The sequence below is a fragment of the Dongia rigui genome, assembly GCF_034044635.1.
Lineage (GTDB): Bacteria > Pseudomonadota > Alphaproteobacteria > Dongiales > Dongiaceae > Dongia > Dongia rigui.
On sequence record NZ_JAXCLX010000002.1, the window covers coordinates 146,154 to 165,120 of the forward strand.

Sequence of the window (18,967 nt, forward strand, 5' to 3'; positions counted from 1 at the left end):
GTGGCGCGATGGCACAGATTCCCGTCTTCCGCATGCGCCGCGCCGTGGTTCACGGCTTGCTGGGGGGCTATACGCTGATCGCGATCCTGCCGGTCCTGCTCATCATCATGAATTCCTTCAAGGACCGGAAAGCGATTTTCAATCACCCGCTGGCGCCGCCGGGGCCAGCCACGTTCAGTCTCATCGGCTATGAGACGGTGCTGAAGCAGGGTGACTTCCTGTCTTATTTCCAGAACAGCCTGATCGTCACGGTCGGCTCGCTGTTCTTCATTCTGCTGTTCGGGGCGATGGCATCCTTCGCCCTCACCGAGTATCGGTTCCGCGGCAATGTCTTCCTGGGGCTTTTCCTGGCGCTCGGTGTCATGGTGCCGATCCGCCTCGGCACCATCGGGATCCTGGAAATGATGGCGAAATCCGGTCTCGTCAATTCGCTCTTCGCCTTGATCCTGGTCTATACGGCGCAAGGCCTGCCGCTGGCCTGCTTCGTGCTTTCCGAGTTCATGCGCACGGTCTCGGCTGATTTGAAGAATGCGGGTCGCGTCGACGGGCTGTCTGAATATGTCGTGTTCTTCCGCCTGGTACTGCCGCTGGTGCGGCCGGCCATGGCGACGGTGGCGATCTTCTCGATGATTCCGATCTGGAATGATTTGTGGTTCCCGCTCATCCTGGCGCCCGCGGAAGGCACCAAGACCATCACGTTGGGGACCCAGGTCTTCATCGGCCAGTTCGTCACCAATTGGAACGCCGTGCTGGCGGCACTCACCTTGTCGCTGACACCGGCGCTGATCCTCTATCTCATCTTCTCGCGCCAGCTCATTCGCGGCCTGACGGCAGGAGCGGTGAAATGACAAAGCCCTTGCGCGTTCTCGTGGTCGGTCTCGGCAATATGGGCTTGAGCCAAGCCCAGGCCTATCACGCCAATCCCGGTTTCGAGATCGTCGGGCTTGCCAACCGGTCGGCGGTGACGTTGCCGGCAGCTCTTCAAAGCTATCCGCGCTTTGACAGCTTCGAGGCCGGCCTTGCGGCCGCGAAGCCGGATGTCGTTTCGATCAATACCCATACCGACAGCCACGCCGAATACGCCATCAAGGCGATGGAGGCGGGCGCCCACGTATTCCTCGAGAAACCGCTGGCAGCAACGGTCGCCGAGGCCGAGCGCGTGGTGGCTGCTGCCACCAGGTTCAGGCGCAAGCTGGTGATCGGCTATATCCTGCGGCATCACCCGTCCTGGATCGAATTCATCCGCCGTGCCCGTGACCTCGGCGGCCCGTTCGTGATGCGCATGAACCTCAACCAGCAATCCAATGGGGCCGAATGGGCGGTGCATAAGCGCCTGATGCAGACAACCTCGCCCATCGTCGATTGCGGCGTCCACTATATCGACGTCATGTGCCAGATCTGCGATGCCAAGCCCATCGAGGTGCGGGGCATGGGTGTGCGCCTCAGCGATGAGGTGGCGCCAGACATGTATAATTACGGCCATCTGCAGGTGCTGTTCGAAGATGGCTCCGTTGGCTGGTATGAGGCGGCCTGGGGGCCGATGATCTCGGAAACCGCCTTCTTCGTGAAGGATGTGATGACGCCCAAGGGTTGCGTCTCCATCGTCATGAAAGAAGGCGCGCGCTCGGCCGACATGGAAACCCACACCAAGACCTCGACCATACGCACGCATTGGTCCGAACGCGATGCGCAGGGGCGGTATCTGCGGGCGGATGAGGACCAGGCCATGGCTGACGAGCCAGGGCACCAGGAGCTCTGCGATCGTGAGCAGGCCTTCGTGCTGAAGGCGATCCGCGAGGATCTGGATCTGACGGCACATATGGCTGAGGCCGTGAAGTCTCTGGCCGTCGTGCTGGCGGCGGACAGAAGCGTGCGCGACGGTGTCGCGGTGAAACTCTAAGGCGAAAGGTCGGCATCCCGTGGGTTCACTCAAGCTCAAAGGCGTGCGCAAGAGCTTCGGCAAGTTCGAGGCCATCAAGGGCGTCGATCTCGACATCGCCGATGGCGAATTCGTCGTCTTTGTCGGCCCTTCAGGTTGCGGCAAGTCGACCCTGCTGCGCGTGATTGCGGGGCTTGAGGAGCATTCGGAGGGTAATGTCGAAATCGACGGCCGCATCGTCGACGCGCTGCCGCCGGCCAAACGCGGTATCGCCATGGTGTTTCAGACCTACGCGCTCTATCCGCATCTCTCGGCCCGCGGCAATATGGAACTGGCGCTGAAGCAGGAGGGAGTCGCGCGGAGCGATATCGATGCGCGTGTCACCGAAGCCTCGCGCATGCTGGCCCTCGACCAATTGCTTGACCGGCGGCCGGCGGAACTGTCCGGCGGCCAGCGCCAGCGCATCGCCATCGGCCGCGCCGTGGTGCGCCAGCCGAGCCTGTTCCTGTTCGACGAGCCGCTTTCCAATCTCGATGCCGGCCTGCGCGTCAACACGCGGCTGGAGATCGCGCGTCTCCACCGGCTGCTGAAGGCGACGATCGTCTATGTCACGCATGACCAGGTCGAAGCCATGACACTGGCGGACCGCATTGTGGTGCTGAACCAGGGTGCCATCGAGCAGGTGGGGGCACCGCTCGAACTCTACCGGCGTCCTGCCAATCTTTTCGTCGCCGGGTTCATCGGTTCGCCCAGGATGAATTTCGTGCAAGGGGCTGCGGCCGCGGCTTATGGCGCGCAGACCCTGGGGGTCCGCCCCGAGCATCTGCGATTGATGGGGACAGGCGGCACCTGGCAGGGCGAGGTGAGCCACGTCGAGCATCTGGGGTCCGACACCTTCGTCTATGTCGACGTGCCGCAGACGGGCACCCTGACCGTGCGGCTTGATGGCGAGGCGGTGGCGGCGCCGGGGGCGAAAGTGTCACTGTCTCCGGTTGCAAATCAGCTGCACCGATTTGGCCCGGATGGGCAGCGGCTGGCGGATTGATGTTGCTTATCGATTTGAAATCACGCCCATAATTCAGTCTTAACGCGATCCCGTCCTACCCGCGTCCGGAGATTCACGCCGGAGTCACGCCACCCCGATTACAAAATGTGTCTATTGGACAAAGTGCTTTCGAGCGCATCCGATCCGGGCAGGGACGTCCGGCAGGGGCGTCCGGCAGGGTTGTCCGTAACCAGGGTAGGTGGGGTTACCATGAAGCAGGGAAATGGGTCGCGTCGCAAAGTGCAGGCATTGAAGGGTCCGCGCGGCAGCCAGATCGGCGGTACCGATGGTGAGCTTGAAGTGAAGGCGTTGGAGGCCTTGCGCACCGCCTATAAGCGGCTGTCGCGGGTGCTGAGCGACGAGATCGATCGTTCGCGCAAGAATGTCGATCGGATGTCGGATCTGGGCGGCCGGTTGCGCTGGGTGGCGGAGCGGCACAGCATGGTGCATACCGCGCTTGCTGCCGGACCGGCCTACGCTGCCTATCTCTGCGGCGAATGCGATCAATTGCCGGAAGTGCGCTCGCTCGCGGAAATGGCGGCCAAGATGGCCAATGACGGCAATGCCTATCCGACAGCTCTCAACCTTCTCAACTATATCGATCACGAATTGGGTTGGATGCCGATCGAGAAATCGGCCTAGGGGCGTGAAGCCGGCTTAAGGACCTGTCACTTCTTCCCCAAGGATCGCGCCAGATCGACCAGATTTTTGCGCACCTTGGGGCTTTTGATCTGATAATAGGCGCGCACCAGTTCCAAGGTTTCGCGCCGTGCCATGGGGTCCTTTTCCGCATCGGTCACGAGCGGCACCGCACCTTGCAGGTGACCTGGGCTCTGCCCCTCCACTTCCGACGTCATGCCTTCGAAGAAATAGGGGATGCTGACATCAAGCACCTGGGCGATGTCGAACAGCCGGCTTGAACTGACGCGGTTGGCGCCGGATTCATATTTCTGAATCTGCTGGAAGGTGAGCCCGATCAGGGTGCCGAGGCGTTCCTGGCTCATGCCGAGCAGCGTTCGCCGCAATTGCAGCTTCTTGCCCACATGCACGTCGATTGGATTGGGAAAGCCTTTGCTGGCCATTCGGCCGGAGGATTTACGTTCGCGCGGCATTCTAACTGGCCCCATCCCGAGTCGTCGGAAAACTATCCCAGAAAATTAAGTGAGAACGAACTCAAGTGCCAGTCCTCGGCTGAGTGCAGACATCGCCAGCACGCTTCAGGACCTTGCTTGCACAGCGCACACCACCCCCGGCTCTGGCCAGCGCACTGAAACCGAAAACCGGCACAGGATCGAAGCCGAGATCCTGCCAGAGACCGCGGTTGGCCGCGTCGAAGCCGGTCAATTGCGGCTCCTCATCGCCATATTGGGGAAGCCAGACGAGCGGACGCGAGCGACCCGGCCGGGTCACATTTTCCAGAAGGATATTGTTGTAGGGGCGGAGGTTCGGGTTGGGGCTCCACTGCGGATGCGCCACATAGGGCACCGGGTTCCGCCTGACGGCAAAGCCGTCCGCCTCAAGACGGCATCTGGCTGCATCCAACTGGTCGGCCCAACCAGGCGTGCGCGGCGCGTCGATGGCGTGGCCTGATCTTGGATCGGCCAGCAGCAGGAGCGGGCGCCCGTCGGCATCGGCAAGTCCCGTCAGCGACAGAACCAGGTCAAGATGACTGGGCTGCTGCCGCAGATCGGCTGGACCTGTCGTCAAACCGGGCAGGGCGAAGCCGAAGATCGATAGCGGCCTTGGATCAAGCGCCTGATGCCGCGCCAATGCGTCCGCCCAGGAGAGGCCACCGATGCCGACGCGCTTGGTCATCTCCACGCTGGCGGCACCGAGAATGCGAAAATCCGGGCCGGTCAGCGTGTTGCCCCCGGCGAGATGCAGAAGGGGCCGCTGGAGATCAAGTACGTGGGCTGCTGCAAACCACTTCGCTTGCCGGCCCGGTCGATCGGTGTTGGTCGGGTACTGGATGATCCAGCGGCCATCTTGATCCGCCAGCATCCAGGGATCCTGGCTCCACATTTCCGATTCCAGGACCGGGGCATCGGCGCCGACGCCGATGACCTGCGCCCGACCGAGGCTGTGCCGTGCGGTCCAGGCTGCAAAATCGGGGTGGGCGGGATCGTCCGTCATCAGATAGAGAGAGGTTTCGGGCGGCATCGCGGCAGCGAGCGCCCCCAGGGCGACGGTCTTGGGCGCGTGGTCGGGTTGCAGCAGGCGCAGCGGAATTGTCATCGCCAGAGCGCTGATCCAGCCGCCGCAATCGGGAACCAGCTGAGTCACCGACATGGCTAAGGACGCCGCGCGGAAGCTGTCATCATTTCTCGGAAGAACAGCGTCTCATTGAAGTCGAAGGCAGGCGGCGTTGCCCGCGCTGCCGGAAGCGCACGCATGTGATCAATCAAGGCCAAGGCGTCCTCGGTCTTGATGCTGACGCGATGGGCGCGGAGGAGGGCTGTGAGATCATCCTTTGCCGCGCCGTCGATGCCGGCGGCGGCAAGAACCTGTGGCCAGGTCCGGTCCTTGAAGTGCAGCGCCGACGCCGCTGCGCCTAGTCGGCCTGCGATATCCGCATCGATCTTGGCGGTTGCCAGGAGGCGGGCCAGCGTCTCGTCCATGTCGACGAGCGCCTCAGTCAGCGGTTTGTAACCGAGGGCCGCGGGGGCGTGTACCATGGCGACGTCACCGTCCGACCGGCGCCGACCGGCCTCATAATCGGCAAAGACGCGGCCGATGCCGACCATGCCGAAAGCGGCACATTCGGCAGCCCGCAATGCCCCCATGCTGGCGGCACCGAAGACGGCGACACCCCGGCGAAGGGCAAAAAGAATCTCCTTGTGCCAGACCGACGCGCCGTATTCGAAGGAGCCGTCGATGACGCCGATCGCCTGGCCACCGGCCTGGACCGCTGCCAGCAGATCACCCTTGCCGGCCGGCGGGCGCAGGTCGATCCCCGCAAGCCTTTCAGAGGCGATGCCGTGGAGGCTGGGGCCAGCGAAGACGATCGGGGTCATGCCAGGCCTTTCAGCAGGGCATCGATCAAATTGGCGCTGCCCTGGGCGACACCACTGTCGTTACCGGTGCCAAGATCGGGCGCCAGGATGCGGACGACCTCAATGCCGAGTTCGGGTCGCGCCAGCGGAAAGAAATAAAAGTCGTCGATCCCGGCGTGGGCGAGGCACGCAAGGAAGTGTTCGAGCTGCGCGCCGGCATCGGCCATCTCGGATTGGGGCAAATGCCCATCGACATGCTGGAAACCGCTCAACGGGGTTGTCGTCTCACGCGGCAACTGCGCCTTGCTGCCGCTGTAGCCCAGCTCGCTGATGTCGTCGCGTGAGCCGGCAATGTCCGTCGCGCGCGATTGCACGCATTCCAGCAGTGCGGCGATGGCGGCGTCATGGGCATCGGGTCGGCAGGCGAACCCGGCGGTCAAGGTGGCGCCTGCACCGTCGGCGGAGGCAACCAATCGCTCGAAGAAGCAGCCCACGACCGGGACCGGCACGCGTGTCGGCAGACTGAAGAAACGTGGTTCGAAGCCGGCGCTTCTCACCTGTTCCACCAGCCGATCAAGGGTCGGATGGGCGCCAACTGCCGGTTTCACCGGGCGGGCAATCCCGGCGCCAAGGCCAAAGAGATCAAGTGACGCCGTCGCGTCATGTTCGAGCACTTCAAGCAGGCCATGGATCACCGCGCGGTCCAGGCTGTTGCTGCCCGCCAATCCAATCGACGACATCTTGAAAGCGGTATGATCCCAGGGCGTGTCCGCCCGCATGTCGAGGCCGACAAGCTCATAGGGGGCGAAAATCTCGCTGCGCTCGCGCCAGGTGAAGCCGCGCACCCAGGCATAACGTCGAGTTGGTTGGATCCGGCCAGGTTGGCAGCGCATCATGCGAGCAAAGGGGACGGTCGGGCGCGCTGCTGCGGCCATCTCGTCCGGGGTAGCGAAGCATGCGACGACATCTTCAGGCCGCTCGGCAATAGCGCCTTCGGCCGCTTCCATCACCGCCGAGATACGGGCCAATGCCGGCGTCTTTCCTTTACCTTGCGAAACCGACAGGGCGCGGGAATTGGGCCGGCAGGCAAACCAGACGGGAATGCCGATGCAATCGAGATCGGTGATGTCGCCGACTCGCGTGATCCCCAATTGACGGAGATCGCGTGGGTCGGCCTCACCGCTTTCGAAAAAAGCTTCCGTGAACAACAGGTGATTCTAAACGAGCTGGGCGTCCTTCAACTGCCCATCCGCCGGCAGCGAGGGGTTGAGATCGGCAAGCGCGCTCGACAAAGGCGCTGCGGCCCAACGATTGGACGACCAGTCCGTATCATCGATATCCGCGACAAAGCAGAAATCCGCGTCGGAGAGCACGGCGCCTTTGCCGATCATCTGACCGATCGCCTGATAGCTGGTGTCGATGTCGGCAAAAGTTTGCGGCACTTCGGTCTTGTTGATGATCGTCTTGGCACCAGTCGCGATCTGCGCGAATACCGCGTCGAATGTTGTGCCCTTCTGCTGCGCGTAGGCGGTGATTGTCGCCTTGCTGATATGCGTGAGTTTAAGTGGTTCCGTCTTGACGAAGAGAACGCCGCTCTCACGGTCGCCGATGATGTAAAGCTTGGACATATCTACCTTCCTTTGGGCGTTTATCAGTGCTCCGCCATGCGGAGTCCGTCGAGAACTGTTTGCTTGGAGCTTTCGTGTTTGAACGGTGCCAGCTTGACTGCGCTGGCGGGGTCAGTATCCGGGTATAATTCCTGAAAGCGGCGCCAGTACGCGCGTGCCTCGCTGCGGTTGCCGAGATGCGCGTGACAAGCCGTCAGAATCCTTAGAACGGAATTCTCCGACGCCATTTTTGCGCAAAGCTCGATGGCCCCGGCAAAGTCTTTCTTCTGCACCAGGATGCTGGCGCCGGCCCACCAGTAATGATCGGGCGCAAAGGGATTGAGATCGACGGCGCGTTCGAAATGCGCCCAACCAGCGTTTTCTTCACCAAAGCATGACAATGCGTCCGCATGCTGAACCAGAAAGTCGGCTGAATTCGGACTGAGCGCCTCGGCCTCGGCGAATTTCTCTGCGGAATAGTCAAAGTCACGTTGGTAGAGAGCGACTGACCCGCACATCAAATGCGTGAAACCGGCACCAGGATCGATCTTGGCAGCGAGTTCGGCCGATTCCCGGCCGTGGCGCAGAATTTCGGGATCGTTGCCGCCCAGTGCCAGCCACTCCAGGTACAGCGTCTGGGCAATCCGGGCGTGGGCCAGTGCCATGCCATTGTTGAGGTCGATCGCTTGCTGGAAGGAGCGCCGGGCGCGCCGAAGTCGAGGCAGGTCGGAATTCTTTAGGAGTTCCTGCCCATCGAGATAATGCAAATAGGCTTGGTTGTTGCCGTCCCGGCGCATCACATCGAGCAGATGCCGCTCAACAGAATTTGCGACCGTAGAAGCGACTTGCAATGAGAGCAGGCGGAAGGATCGGACCAACTCTTCTGGGCGGAACGAGAACTCTCCCGCCCAAAGAATCTCGCCGTTCTGACAATCGGCCATCCGCAATACCAGCAGTTGTTCGCGTTCACTTGGTTTGACGAACCCACTCACTGTGTAGTCAGCGCGCAATACCGAATTGTCGAGAGGTACACCGGAATCGTGCGCCAGCTTGAAGGATGAATGCGGTGCCAAGGTGACAAAGCTGCGATAGCGCGCCAGTTCATTGGCAATATCCTCGACCAAGGCACGAAGCAGCGCTGATTGCCCCGGATCGCCCGCCGGCATGATCCAAGTCGGCGCCATGAAGGCGACGCGTGGTTGCGCTTTCTGCGGTTTGGCCTGCGCCAGATCACCCGGTTGATGACCGCGCGAGGCTAGAACACGTCGCAAGACGGCGGCTGTTTCCGGCTGCGGCGGGACGCCGAATTCGCGTTCCAGCATGGCGATGAGCTGGCGGTAGGTCCGCTCGGCTTCTTCGTGCATGCCATTGCGGCCATAGGCCTCGATCAGGCTGCGATAGCTGGCTTCCCGTTCCGGGTCGAGGGCCAGCATCCGATCGGCCACGGCGCGCAGATCCTGCTCCGAGGCGCGGCCGAAGCGGGTGAGTTCAATGAGAATGGAGGAGGCGGCTGAGAAAAAGCGTTCCCGCAGCGCCGCGCGCTCGACCATCAGCCAGTGCGAAAAGGCGTCGGTCGTCTCCGTGATGCCTTCCAGCAATTCGCCGCGGAAGAGCAGCAGGCCGCGCAATGCTTGTTCCGGCGAGCCGGAACGGTAGCCGATTTCGAACAGGCTGAGATCGATGAGGGCCGCACCGCCGCCCAAGGCGACGGTCTTCGTGTCGGCATCGAGCAGATCGTCATGCGCGCCGCCGGCCTTGCGTACCCGGGCCAGGAGCTGACGCAGATTGCCCAGTGCCGCGGCCTCGGTATCGTTGTCCCATAGCAGCGCCGCCAGCTCCTTGCGCGGCAAGCGCTTCGATGGCGCGCGCGCCAGCAACGCCAAAAGCTGAAAGCCCTTGGCCGGAAAGATGACCGCACCGCCGGGCCGGACGAGTTCCGGCAGCCCTAGCAGGCGAATCTCAATGTCTGATTCTAATCCCATGCGATAAACGCGCGTATTCCCCAACCCATTGAGAATCTGACTTAAATGGTGGTGCTTCGCAAGCGCAAAACTCAGACAAATGGGAGACTTGGCCCATGTCACGGTGGCGTCACGTCACCTGCGGGACACTAGCGCGTGAAAGTAAACGAAACGGTAAGGTTGGGCCGATGAGTGGGATAAGGAGCAATGTGACGCATCTGCCGACGTGCAGAAGCACCGTTGCCGATGGTGCGATGGGAAGCGGGCAGCCGGAAGCCGTGGCTTTGCGCTCGGATATTGCCGCCTTGATATGCCCGGATTGGCGCATCGCCTCCCTGGTCATGGATGCCCGCACCGGCCAGGTCACCTTTGCCAACACGCCGTGCCTGCAATTGCTGTCGGGCGAGCACAGCATCCAGATCGTGTCCGGGCGTTTTAGTTTTATGACGCCGATTGTGACGGACCGTTTCTATGCCACCCTCGATCGCCTGGTTTCCAGCGGCCTTGAAAGCGCCACCATGGTCGAGCGCGGCGGCGTTGGGGCGCATTTCCTGGCGATCACCATCCGCAACACGCAGGGGTTTTTCCGCGACGTTCTCAACCGCAGCCTGGGTGAGCGGGGTGAGCGCACCCAGTTCGTGATCGTCGAATTCGCCGGCAGCCGCGACCAGTCGGATTGGCTGGCGATGCGTAGCTTTACCCAGAGCTTCGGCCTGTCGACCTTCGAGAGCGAGCTCTGTGACCTGATCGTGCGTGGCCTTGATCCGGCTGAGATCGCGGCCCTGAAGATGCGCGATGCCGACGAGGTCGATGCGGCCATTGATGGCCTGCTGGTCAAGCTCGGTTGCAAGAATGCCGCGCAACTGGTGCGGCTCGTGATGACGCTGTGTCCGCCGACGAGGCAGGCATGATGCGTTCGGACAATTCCTGTTTGCTCTCCGAACCGGCCACGATCCTGATGACACAGCCTACCGAAAAGCAGAAAGTCACGCAGGCGCAGGCGCAGGCGCAGGCGCAGGCGGGGCTGCCGTCCTGGCTGATTTCATGGCCGACCGCCCTTCTTGCTGCCGTTCTGGTCTTTGCCATCGCAGCGATCCTGCTGGCGCAGGATTATGGCAACGTGCTTGACGCGGGGCGCCAGCGCGCCCAATCCCTGGCCGAGATCGCGGCGGCACATCTGCAGCAGACCTTGTCCGCGGTCGAGGTCAGCATGCAGGTCCTCGACCGCCCGCCAGCCGCCCTCACAGCCGCCGGATCCGAGCCGGCGCTGGGGCCGATCCTTGCCAGGGTCATGCGCATCATGCCGGCGCTGAGCGACATGCAGGTAGTGGATGTCGATGGTCGCGCCATCGTGAAGAGCGAGCAGGGTGTTGCCAAGGGCGGGATGAATGCAATGGCCTTTGCCTATCATCGCGACCATCCCGGCGATACGATCCGCCTGGATTGGCAAGGACCGACCACCGCCGATCTCCTCATCTCGCGCCGCATCAGCAATGGCGATGGGTCCTTCGGCGGAGTCACCCTGGGCCGCCTCGATCCGACCTATTTCGCCGATTTCTTTGTGGCGCTCGGCGCGGACCGGGCGACCCTGCGCCTCGCCGACGGAACGGTACTGGTCAATTTCGGGCGGGCGGATATCGCCGACAGCCTGACCGCGGTGGAAAGCCTGCATGGCCTGCCGCTGGCCGTCGAGATCGGACTCGACCGGGAGCAGCTCCTTGCCTCCTGGTACAGCAAGCGTGATGTCGGCATGGCCCTGGCGGCCTCTCTCACCTTGTTGCTGTTCGGCGGCGTGATCTTTTTGCGGCGGCATCTTGCCCAGATCACGGACCTTGCGGCGCTGAGTTCGCATGCAGCGGCCGAATCCGCCGCACGCAGCCGTGCGGATGAGATCAGCCGGCGCAAATCCGATTTCGTGTCGCAGATGAGTCACGAGTTGCGCACGCCGCTCAATGCGATCCTTGGCTTTTCCGAGGTCATCAAATCGGCAAGCTTCGGCCCGGTGGGTCAGCCGAAGTACCAGGAATATGCCGACGACATCCATTACAGCGCCCAGCATCTGCTGGCGGTCATCAACAACATCCTGGATCTTTCCAAGGTCGAGGCTGGCAAATGGCAGATGATGGAGGATCAAGTCACCTTGGACGAACTGTTCGACGCCTTAAGGCGCCTGGCCAGCGAACGCGCCGCCCGTGAAAATGTCGAACTGAGCATCAAGGACTTGCCTGCCAATATGATCCTGCGCGGCGACAAGCGGACCCTGGTTCAGATCATGCTGAACCTCACCATCAATGCGATCAAGTTCGCGGGGCCCGATCGGCAAGTCGATTTGGAGGTTCAGGCCCAGAGTGATGGCAGTCTTGCCATCGCGGTGGCAGATCACGGCGAGGGCATGACGAAGGACGAATTGGTGCGCGCCATGCGTCCGTTCGACGCGCCGATGCACGGTGCCAAGGGCAAGAAGCAGGACACGGGCCTCGGCCTGCCGCTGGCCGCAGCCTTTGCCGAATTGCATGGCGGGCGCGTCGAGCTCGACAGCATGCCGGGGCTCGGCACCACGGCCCGCCTCATCCTGCCGGCCGAGCGCGTGCAGTCAGTCCACTAGCCGAGTTCGGGAAGGCGAACTTCCAGGAACTCGGTGCCGGCGGATGCGTCGAGCCTGTAGCCGATGTCGTTCGGAATGACGACGCTGTCGCCGACCGTGAGCGCGTGATTCCCGACCGTACCACCCAGCGCCAGCGCGCCCTTGAGCACGAAATAGAACAGAAACTCGCCGCCATGCGGTTCGGCGTCGACGCTGCCTGCGCCCGCCGCCCGCACCACCCGCACGCCGGCAAGGCCGTCGGTCGCTGCTGAAATGCCGAGATCGCGGGCCTCGAAGCCAGGCAGATGCCAGGGCGACCATGTGGCCTTGGCGGCGATGTGGCGGACGAAGCGTTGGTCGCCATAGTAGCGCGCCGGAATGAAATGGCCGGTCGGCAAGGTCATGTTGTTGTCGGCAAAGGTCTCGTGCACGGCCGGACAACCGATCTCGATCACCTCCAAGCCATCGGATGCCTCGAGCACACGGTGGCGGATCTCGGGCGGCTGCAACACGCAATCGCCCGCTTCAAGGAGGAAGGGGTCGCCCTGGTCCTCATAGACCAGCTTGGCCCAGCCGGCCTTGCAGAAGATCATCTGGAAACGGATCTTGTGGAAATGGACGTAATCCGGCACGGGGCCGCCGGTTGGAATGCGAATGTGGGAGGCGATGAAGCGCCCGCCCAGGCGCGAGGGTATGAGATCGCGGTATTGCATGCCGGCACGGCCGACACCCCAGGCGTCGGCACCACCCTTCGACAGCACGAACTCCTGCGTGCCTTCGGGCACGATCATGGGCGGCTGCACGTCGACCAATTGCAGCTTCGTGCCGCTCGGCGCCGTCAATTCTTCCGGCGTGCCGGCAGGCAGCGCGCTGAGATCGCACAGCAGGCGCAGTTGCAGCGGCGTCTGGTTGCCGGCATTGGGCCGCCGTTCCAGCCGCAGGGTCAGGCCATGCCCGGAAATGACGGCAAGCGCCGGTGAATCCGCCGGCATGATGAGATTGACCTTGAAACCCAGGCGCTGCGTGAAGAAGGCGAGTTCCGCGGCAAGGTCGGGGCAGGGCAGCACGATCTGTGCCGCGCGGATATGGGTGCCGATGTCGGCGGGAATGTCAGCGATCATCTTCCTGTACTCGTCGCATGTTTGGCAGCGTTCTAGCGCATTCAGCGATGAATGGCGATGGCGCGGGCGGGAAAGCCCGAGCCACCCTTGGGCTTGGGCCAGGTGGCGATGATGAGGGCGCCGGCCGGGGGCACGCGGTCGAGATTGGTCAGCATTTCGATCTGCCAGCGGTCCTTGGACAGCACGTAGCGCTCCAAGCCATCGTCACCGGCCGAGACGGAGAGGCCGGGATCGGTATCGAGTTGTTCGTGGCCGATCGCCGTGACGTTCCGCTGTTCAATGAGGCAGGTCAGGACCTCCTGCGACCAGCCGGGGCAATGCGACTTGCCGGCGGCGTCGTGATTGCTCATCAGAACCTTGTCTGGCCAGCGTTGCGACCAATCGGTGCGGAGAGCGACGAAGGCACCGGATGGGATGCGCCCGAACCGCGCTTCCCAGATGTCGATATCGCCAAGGGTCGGCACGGCATCGGGATTGCGGGCGACGCGTTCGCTGATATCGAGGATGACCAAAGGCAGCACCATCTCCGCCGGCGTGATCGCATCCAGCGTCCGCCCGCCTTCAATATAGTGGACCGGTGGGTCGACATGGGTGCCCCACTGGCCGACATGGGCATAGTGATGCACCTGGCAGCTGTGCCCCAGCGCGTAATCCTGCAGCAGGTGGCGTTCCTCATCGGGGAAGTCGGCAAATTTCGGTTGGCCGGGAAAGAAGGCATGGGTGAGGTCGGTGAAAGTGGCGCCGGCGAGATGCTCCCGAAAGAACGGCCACAGTCCATGTGCCAGATCGTTGCCGTCCATGTCAGCCTGCCTTCCTGCTCTCAGCCACGCGGTTGAGGAAGCTCCGCAGCACCACATTATCCTCGGCGTGCCGTTTGTGCAGCAGGAAGAAGGGCGATTCATATTCGCCGGCCGGACCCAAAGGCAATTTCTGCAGCCGGCGCTCGCGGCCGACCATTTCGGCATAGTGAATGGGGAGGAAGCCGACGAAGCGACCGGAGAGGATCAGGGCGGCCTGCGCCTCCATCTGGTCGACCACGGCGCCGGCCTTGAGATGGCCGATAATCTCGAGATCGAACAGATGCAGATAGCGGCGCGCCACGAAGGCATGGCCGCGAATGTCGGCAAGCGTCACCTTGCGCCGGCCGAAAAGCGGATGGCCTTCGGCGCAGAACATCGCCTGCCTTTCGCGGTAAAGCGGCAGATAGGCGACATCCGTGCTTGCCTGGCGCGGCGGTTTCACGAAAGGGCCGATGGCAATGTCGCGGGTGCCGTCGCTCACCGCACGGGCCATGGCGTCGGGTGAATCCGTCGACAACTCCAGCACCACTGACGGTGCGCGTCCGGCAAAGGCCCCCAGAATGGCCGGCAGGTCGAAATCCGGGTTGCTCAGCATCGCATCGACGGTCCCGATCCGCAGCGTGCCCTTCATCTCGCCTGAGACATCGGCCGTCACCTTCTGGAATCGCTCGACGGCCGAGAACAGTTCGCCGCTGGCGCCATAGAGCTTCTCGCCGGCGGCGGTGAGGGCAAAGCCCGCCCGGCCGCGCCGGCACAGGCGAAAGCCTAAGCGCTTTTCCAGTTCGGCCAGCTGGGTCGACAGCGTCGATTGGCTGACATTGAGGGCGAGTTGTGCGGGCGCCAAGCCGCCGCTTTCCACGATCGTCGTGAAGACGCGCAGGAGTTTCAAATCGAGGTCGTTGAGCTGGCGCATGATTACATCGGAGAAATCGATATATCGGCGATTATCTTCCCTTTATCGTGAATGTAAAGCCGTGGCATTTTCCCGAAGGAAAGCCAACGGAGTGATGCCATGAGCCAGAACGCCTATGAGACCGGCCGTCTCAACCTGCCCTTTGTCGGGCATTGCACTTTTGCCAAGCAGCCGATCTGCACCGATTGGGACAATATCAATGCCGATGTGGCAGTGCTCGGCGTCCCCTACGACATGGGCACGCAGTACCGCTCCGGTGCGCGTTTCGGCCCGCGCGCCATCCGCGAGGCGTCGACGCTGTTCTCCTTCGGCCATGGCGGCGCTTATGATTTCGAAGACGACGTCGTCTATCTGCCGACCGACAAGGTGAAGATCGTCGATATGGGCGATGCCGACATCGTCCATACCGACACGGTAAAGAGCCACGAGAACACTCGGTTTGCCGTGCGCAAGATCCTCAAAAGCGGTGCCATGCCGCTGATCCTGGGCGGCGACCACGCTGTGCATGCACCGGTGATCGAAGCCTTCGCTGGGCAAGAGCCCGTCCACATCGTGCATTTCGATGCCCATCTCGATTTCGTCGATGAGCGCCACGGGGTGCGCTACGGCCATGGCAATCCTTTGCGCCGCGCGTCGGAGACCGGCCATGTCACCGGCATGACGCAGCTCGGCATCCGCAATGTCTCCTCGTCAAACCGCTCGGATTACGAGGCGGCGCGGAATTTCGGGTCGAAGATCCTCTCGGTGCGCCATGTGCGCAAACTGGGGACGCAAGGCGTGCTGGATCTGATCCCGAAAGGTGTGCGTTATTACGTCACCATCGACATCGACGGCTTCGATCCGTCGATTGCGCCGGGGACGGGCACGCCCAGCCATGGCGGCTTCCTCTATTACGAGGTGCTGGAGATCCTGCAGGGCCTGACCAAGCAGGGCGATGTCGTCGGCATGGATCTGGTCGAGGTGGCGCCGCCCTATGATCCGACCGGGGTCACTGGTTTTCTCGCCGCACAATTGCTAATGAATTTCCTCGGCTTCATCTTCGAGGCGCGCCACCAGCGCAGCCGGTAAATCCCGATCCTTCAGGAGTAGCACCTCATGACTTACGACGTTGCCGCCATTCGCGCCCAATTTCCGGGCCTGAAGCGGGTGCAGAACGGCGAACCGGCTGTCTTCTTCGACAATCCCGCCGGCACGCAGATGGCGAAACAGTCCATCGACCGCATGGTCTGGGCGATGACCGAAGTGAACGCCAATCTGGGCGGTCAATTCGAAACCTCGATCCTGGCGGGCAAACTGGTGGATGACGCCCATGAGGCGGCGAAGGATTTCGTCAATGCCGCCAGCGTCGAGGAGATCGTCTTCGGCCAGAACATGACGACACTGACCTTCATGATGTCGCGCGTGCTGGGCCGGGAGTTCAAGGCCGGTGACGAGATCGTCGTCTCGCGCATGGACCACGACGGCAATGTGACGCCCTGGCTGATCATGGCGGAAGAGCGCGGCCTGACCGTGAAGTGGCTGGATTTCAGCCCGGAGACATTCGAATTCGATCTCGCCCAGCTCGGCAAGATCGTCACTGAGAAGACGCGGCTTGTGGCGGTTGGTTATGCCAGCAACGTCACCGGCACGATCAACAATGTGAAGGCGATCGCCGCGGCGGCGAAGGCCGCCAGCAACGGCAAGGCGCTGGTCTATGTCGATGCGGTGCAGTTCGCCCCGCATGGTGTCATGGACGTGCAGGATATCGGCTGCGACTTCCTGGTCTGCTCGGCCTATAAGTTCTATGGCCCGCATTACGGCCTGCTGTGGGGCAAGCAGCATCTCTTGGAAAAGCTCAGCGCCTATAAGGTGCGCGCGGCGACCAATGAGCTGCCATCCAAGTTCGTCACCGGCACCACCAATCGCGAAGAACTCGCCGGCATCATGGGCGCGGTCGAATACTATGCCTGGCTGGGTCAGAATTATGGCGGGGCTTCGGACCCGAAACTCACGCGCCGCCAGCGCATCGTCGCCGGGACCGAGGCCATGTTGCGCCACGACCACGGGCTTGCCGAGCGCCTCATCAACGGCCTGGAGCAGGTGAAGAATGTCCGCATTATGGGCATCACCGACCGCAAGTCGTTCGCGCGCCGTGTGCCGACCGTTTCCTTCGCCATGGAGGGGACCGACCCGACCGAGGTCGCCAAGTTCATGGCCGATCAGGGTATCTATGTCTGGGACGGCCACAATTACGGCGTCGAGCCGGTGACGCGCCTTGGCCTCATCGACAAGGGCGGCGTCGTACGCGTCGGCCCCACCCATTACAACACCCCGGCCGAGATCGACCGCTTCTTGAAGTCGCTCGACGTCTATCTGCAGCGGCGGTGAGTAACGCTTTGTTGCTGATGCGATGAGCATTACACTGTCATGGTCCGCTTTAGGCGGACCATCCACACATTTGCCGACGACGGCAGAAGGTAACTCGTGGATCCCCCGCCTAGAGCGGGGGATGACAGGAGGGCAACATGAGGTTGTTTGCGCCGGTTCTTTCGATAGCGATGCTTTTGGCAGCGCCAGCTGCCGCTCAGTCGACCGATGAAGCCGAGAAGCTGGCCGGCGAAGGTATCTCCAAGATGCTGCAGGCGCTTGATCTGCTGTTGAAGACCGTCCCACAATATGGCGCACCCGAAATGCAGCCGAACGGCGATATCATCATTCGCCGGCTGCATCCGGAAGACCAACCAGATGCAACGCCCCAGGAAGAGGACGATGAACCAGGCGACGGTACAGAGACATGAGGCGTGGCGGATTCTTCAGCGACTTGGTGCCCTGGCGCCCGAAGGCGAGATAACACTCGAACCCACCGGGTCCGGCCCCCTCAATGGCCTGACATTCGCGGTCAAGGATCTGTTTGATGTCGCGGGTTACGTCACCGGCTGCGGCAATCCAGATTGGAAGCGCACCCACAAGCCGGCGACCCGGCATGCTGTGAGTGTGGAGCGGCTGCTGGGTGCGGGGGCACGCGCCATTGGCAAGGTCATCACTGACGAGCTGGCCTTCAGCCTCAACGGACAGAATTTCCATTACGGCACGCCGCGCAATTCGGCGGCACCGGATCGCATCCCCGGCGGGTCCTCTGCTGGATCCGCTGCGGCGGTTGCGGGTGGGGCCTGTGATTTGGCGCTTGGCACCGATACCGGTGGGTCCGTGCGCATTCCGGCAGCACTCAATGGCATCTATGGCATCAGACCCAGCCATGGCGTGGTCGATGATCGGGGTGTGATGCCGCTGGCGCGCAGCCATGACACGGTCGGCTGGTTTGCGCGCAGCGCGGATATCCTCGCCAAGGTTGGTGACGTCTTGCTGCCGCCGGATACCGGCGAGGATACGCCCTTCAGCGAGGTCTATCTCGCACGGGATGCCTGGGCGCTGGCTGATCCCGCCGTGGCGGCTGCCTTGGCACCCTATCGCGACCGGATTTTTGCTGCCATCGGCCCCGCCATCGACATGACCTTGGGCGCCGATTGCGGCGGCCTCACCAACTGGCGCATGACCTTCCGCTTCCTGCAGATGCGGGAAATCTGGGCCGAGCATGGTGCCTGGATCGAAGCCGAAAAGCCGCGCTTCGGGCCCGAGATTGCCGAACGCTTTGCGATGTCGAAGGACGCTGCCAGCAGGACCGATACGGGAGAAGCGGAAACGCGCCGCCTGATTACCAGCCGCCTCGACGACATGCTGGCAGAAGGTGGCATCCTGGTCATTCCGACCGCCGCCGACATCGCGCCGTTGAAATCGATGAGCGCCGCAGACTCGGCCGGTTTTCGCGACCGGACCTTGACGCTGACCTGCATCGCGGGTCTGGCACGTCTGCCGCAGGTGACCTTGCCGGTTGCCGCGGTCAATGGCGCGCCGGTCGGGATTTCGCTCATCGCCCGCCATGGCCGCGACCGTGCCTTGCTGGCCTTGGCAAAGCGCTTGGCGCAAGACCTGGTATCCTGAAACGCGAAAAAAAAAATTGGGAACGCTGTCGAAATCGGTCGATCTTCAACGTCTCTCCGGGTGGAAGGCATGCGACGGGCATGCCC

19 protein-coding genes are annotated in these 18,967 nt (G+C 62.6%); 10 read left to right on the forward strand and 9 right to left on the reverse strand.

The window, feature by feature from the left end:
• Positions 1-8: 8 nt before the first annotated feature.
• The 4 genes from SMD31_RS12150 (at position 9) to SMD31_RS12165 (ending at position 3,566) form a co-directional block, all read left to right on the forward strand.
• Positions 9-848 (forward strand): carbohydrate ABC transporter permease, encoded by an 840-nt coding sequence (locus tag SMD31_RS12150; protein WP_320501161.1) that lies wholly within the window; start codon positions 9-11, stop codon positions 846-848.
• On the forward strand, positions 845-1,900 hold the full coding sequence (locus tag SMD31_RS12155) for a Gfo/Idh/MocA family oxidoreductase (protein WP_320501162.1): 1,056 nt from the start codon (positions 845-847) through the stop codon (positions 1,898-1,900). Before SMD31_RS12150 ends, SMD31_RS12155 begins: the two co-directional genes overlap by 4 nt.
• 19 nt (positions 1,901-1,919) lie before the next feature.
• On the forward strand, positions 1,920-2,924 hold the full coding sequence (locus tag SMD31_RS12160; protein ID WP_320501163.1) for an ABC transporter ATP-binding protein: 1,005 nt from the start codon (positions 1,920-1,922) through the stop codon (positions 2,922-2,924).
• A gap of 210 nt (positions 2,925-3,134) precedes the next feature.
• Positions 3,135-3,566, forward strand: a complete 432-nt coding sequence (locus SMD31_RS12165; protein WP_320501164.1) for a hypothetical protein — start codon at positions 3,135-3,137, stop codon at positions 3,564-3,566.
• A gap of 26 nt (positions 3,567-3,592) precedes the next feature.
• Here the strand turns inward: SMD31_RS12165 and SMD31_RS12170 are convergent, their stop codons facing one another.
• The 6 genes from SMD31_RS12170 to SMD31_RS12195 form a co-directional block, all read right to left on the reverse strand.
• The gene (locus SMD31_RS12170) at positions 3,593-4,036 is read right to left on the reverse strand and encodes a helix-turn-helix domain-containing protein (RefSeq protein ID WP_320501165.1); all 444 of its coding nucleotides are present in this window, start codon (positions 4,034-4,036) and stop codon (positions 3,593-3,595) included.
• Between the two features lie 61 nt (positions 4,037-4,097).
• On the reverse strand, positions 4,098-5,213 hold the full coding sequence (locus SMD31_RS12175) for a hypothetical protein (RefSeq protein ID WP_320501166.1): 1,116 nt from the start codon (positions 5,211-5,213) through the stop codon (positions 4,098-4,100).
• A gap of 2 nt (positions 5,214-5,215) precedes the next feature.
• Complete coding sequence (locus tag SMD31_RS12180) at positions 5,216-5,938, reverse strand: TfuA-like protein (protein ID WP_320501167.1); 723 nt, start codon at positions 5,936-5,938, stop codon at positions 5,216-5,218.
• Positions 5,935-7,125 carry a YcaO-like family protein gene (locus SMD31_RS12185; protein WP_320501168.1) on the reverse strand — a complete coding sequence of 397 codons (1,191 nt, stop codon included), beginning with the start codon at positions 7,123-7,125 and terminating at the stop codon, positions 5,935-5,937. Before SMD31_RS12185 ends, SMD31_RS12180 begins: the two co-directional genes overlap by 4 nt.
• A gap of 9 nt (positions 7,126-7,134) precedes the next feature.
• On the reverse strand, positions 7,135-7,545 hold the full coding sequence (locus SMD31_RS12190; protein WP_320501169.1) for a hypothetical protein: 411 nt from the start codon (positions 7,543-7,545) through the stop codon (positions 7,135-7,137).
• A gap of 23 nt (positions 7,546-7,568) precedes the next feature.
• Positions 7,569-9,608, reverse strand: a complete 2,040-nt coding sequence (locus tag SMD31_RS12195; RefSeq protein WP_320501170.1) for a BTAD domain-containing putative transcriptional regulator — start codon at positions 9,606-9,608, stop codon at positions 7,569-7,571.
• A gap of 65 nt (positions 9,609-9,673) precedes the next feature.
• Between SMD31_RS12195 and SMD31_RS12200 the strand changes: the two genes are divergently transcribed.
• Positions 9,674-10,396, forward strand: a complete 723-nt coding sequence (locus SMD31_RS12200) for a helix-turn-helix transcriptional regulator (protein ID WP_320501171.1) — start codon at positions 9,674-9,676, stop codon at positions 10,394-10,396.
• Positions 10,393-12,090 carry a sensor histidine kinase gene (locus tag SMD31_RS12205; RefSeq protein ID WP_320501172.1) on the forward strand — a complete coding sequence of 566 codons (1,698 nt, stop codon included), beginning with the start codon at positions 10,393-10,395 and terminating at the stop codon, positions 12,088-12,090. Before SMD31_RS12200 ends, SMD31_RS12205 begins: the two co-directional genes overlap by 4 nt.
• Here the strand turns inward: SMD31_RS12205 and SMD31_RS12210 are convergent.
• From SMD31_RS12210 to SMD31_RS12220, 3 genes are read right to left on the reverse strand one after another with little or no spacing between them, the layout of a single operon-like run.
• Entirely contained in the window at positions 12,087-13,190 is a 1,104-nt protein-coding gene (locus SMD31_RS12210) for a hypothetical protein (RefSeq protein WP_320501173.1), read from the reverse strand. The genes SMD31_RS12205 and SMD31_RS12210 overlap by 4 nt on opposite strands.
• Positions 13,191-13,231: 41 nt before the next feature.
• Positions 13,232-13,990, reverse strand: coding sequence for a cyclase family protein (locus SMD31_RS12215; RefSeq protein WP_320501174.1), 759 nt, complete (start codon positions 13,988-13,990; stop codon positions 13,232-13,234).
• A 1-nt stretch (position 13,991) separates the two neighbouring features.
• Positions 13,992-14,903: a LysR family transcriptional regulator gene (locus SMD31_RS12220; protein WP_320501175.1), complete on the reverse strand. Its 912-nt coding sequence runs from the start codon at positions 14,901-14,903 to the stop codon at positions 13,992-13,994.
• Positions 14,904-15,002: 99 nt separating this feature from the next.
• On the opposite strand from SMD31_RS12220, the gene speB reads away from it, so the two are divergent.
• The 4 genes from speB (at position 15,003) to SMD31_RS12240 (ending at position 18,881) form a co-directional block, all read left to right on the forward strand.
• A complete protein-coding gene (speB, locus tag SMD31_RS12225) occupies positions 15,003-15,971 on the forward strand; it encodes an agmatinase (protein WP_320501176.1) in 969 nt (322 codons plus the stop codon).
• A gap of 27 nt (positions 15,972-15,998) precedes the next feature.
• Complete coding sequence (locus SMD31_RS12230) at positions 15,999-17,270, forward strand: cysteine desulfurase-like protein (RefSeq protein ID WP_320501177.1); 1,272 nt, start codon at positions 15,999-16,001, stop codon at positions 17,268-17,270.
• 137 nt (positions 17,271-17,407) lie between these two features.
• Positions 17,408-17,680, forward strand: a complete 273-nt coding sequence (locus SMD31_RS12235) for a hypothetical protein (protein WP_320501178.1) — start codon at positions 17,408-17,410, stop codon at positions 17,678-17,680.
• Positions 17,652-18,881 (forward strand): amidase, encoded by a 1,230-nt coding sequence (locus tag SMD31_RS12240; RefSeq protein ID WP_320501179.1) that lies wholly within the window; start codon positions 17,652-17,654, stop codon positions 18,879-18,881. The genes SMD31_RS12235 and SMD31_RS12240 overlap by 29 nt, the downstream gene beginning before the upstream one ends.
• Positions 18,882-18,967 lie beyond the last annotated feature (86 nt).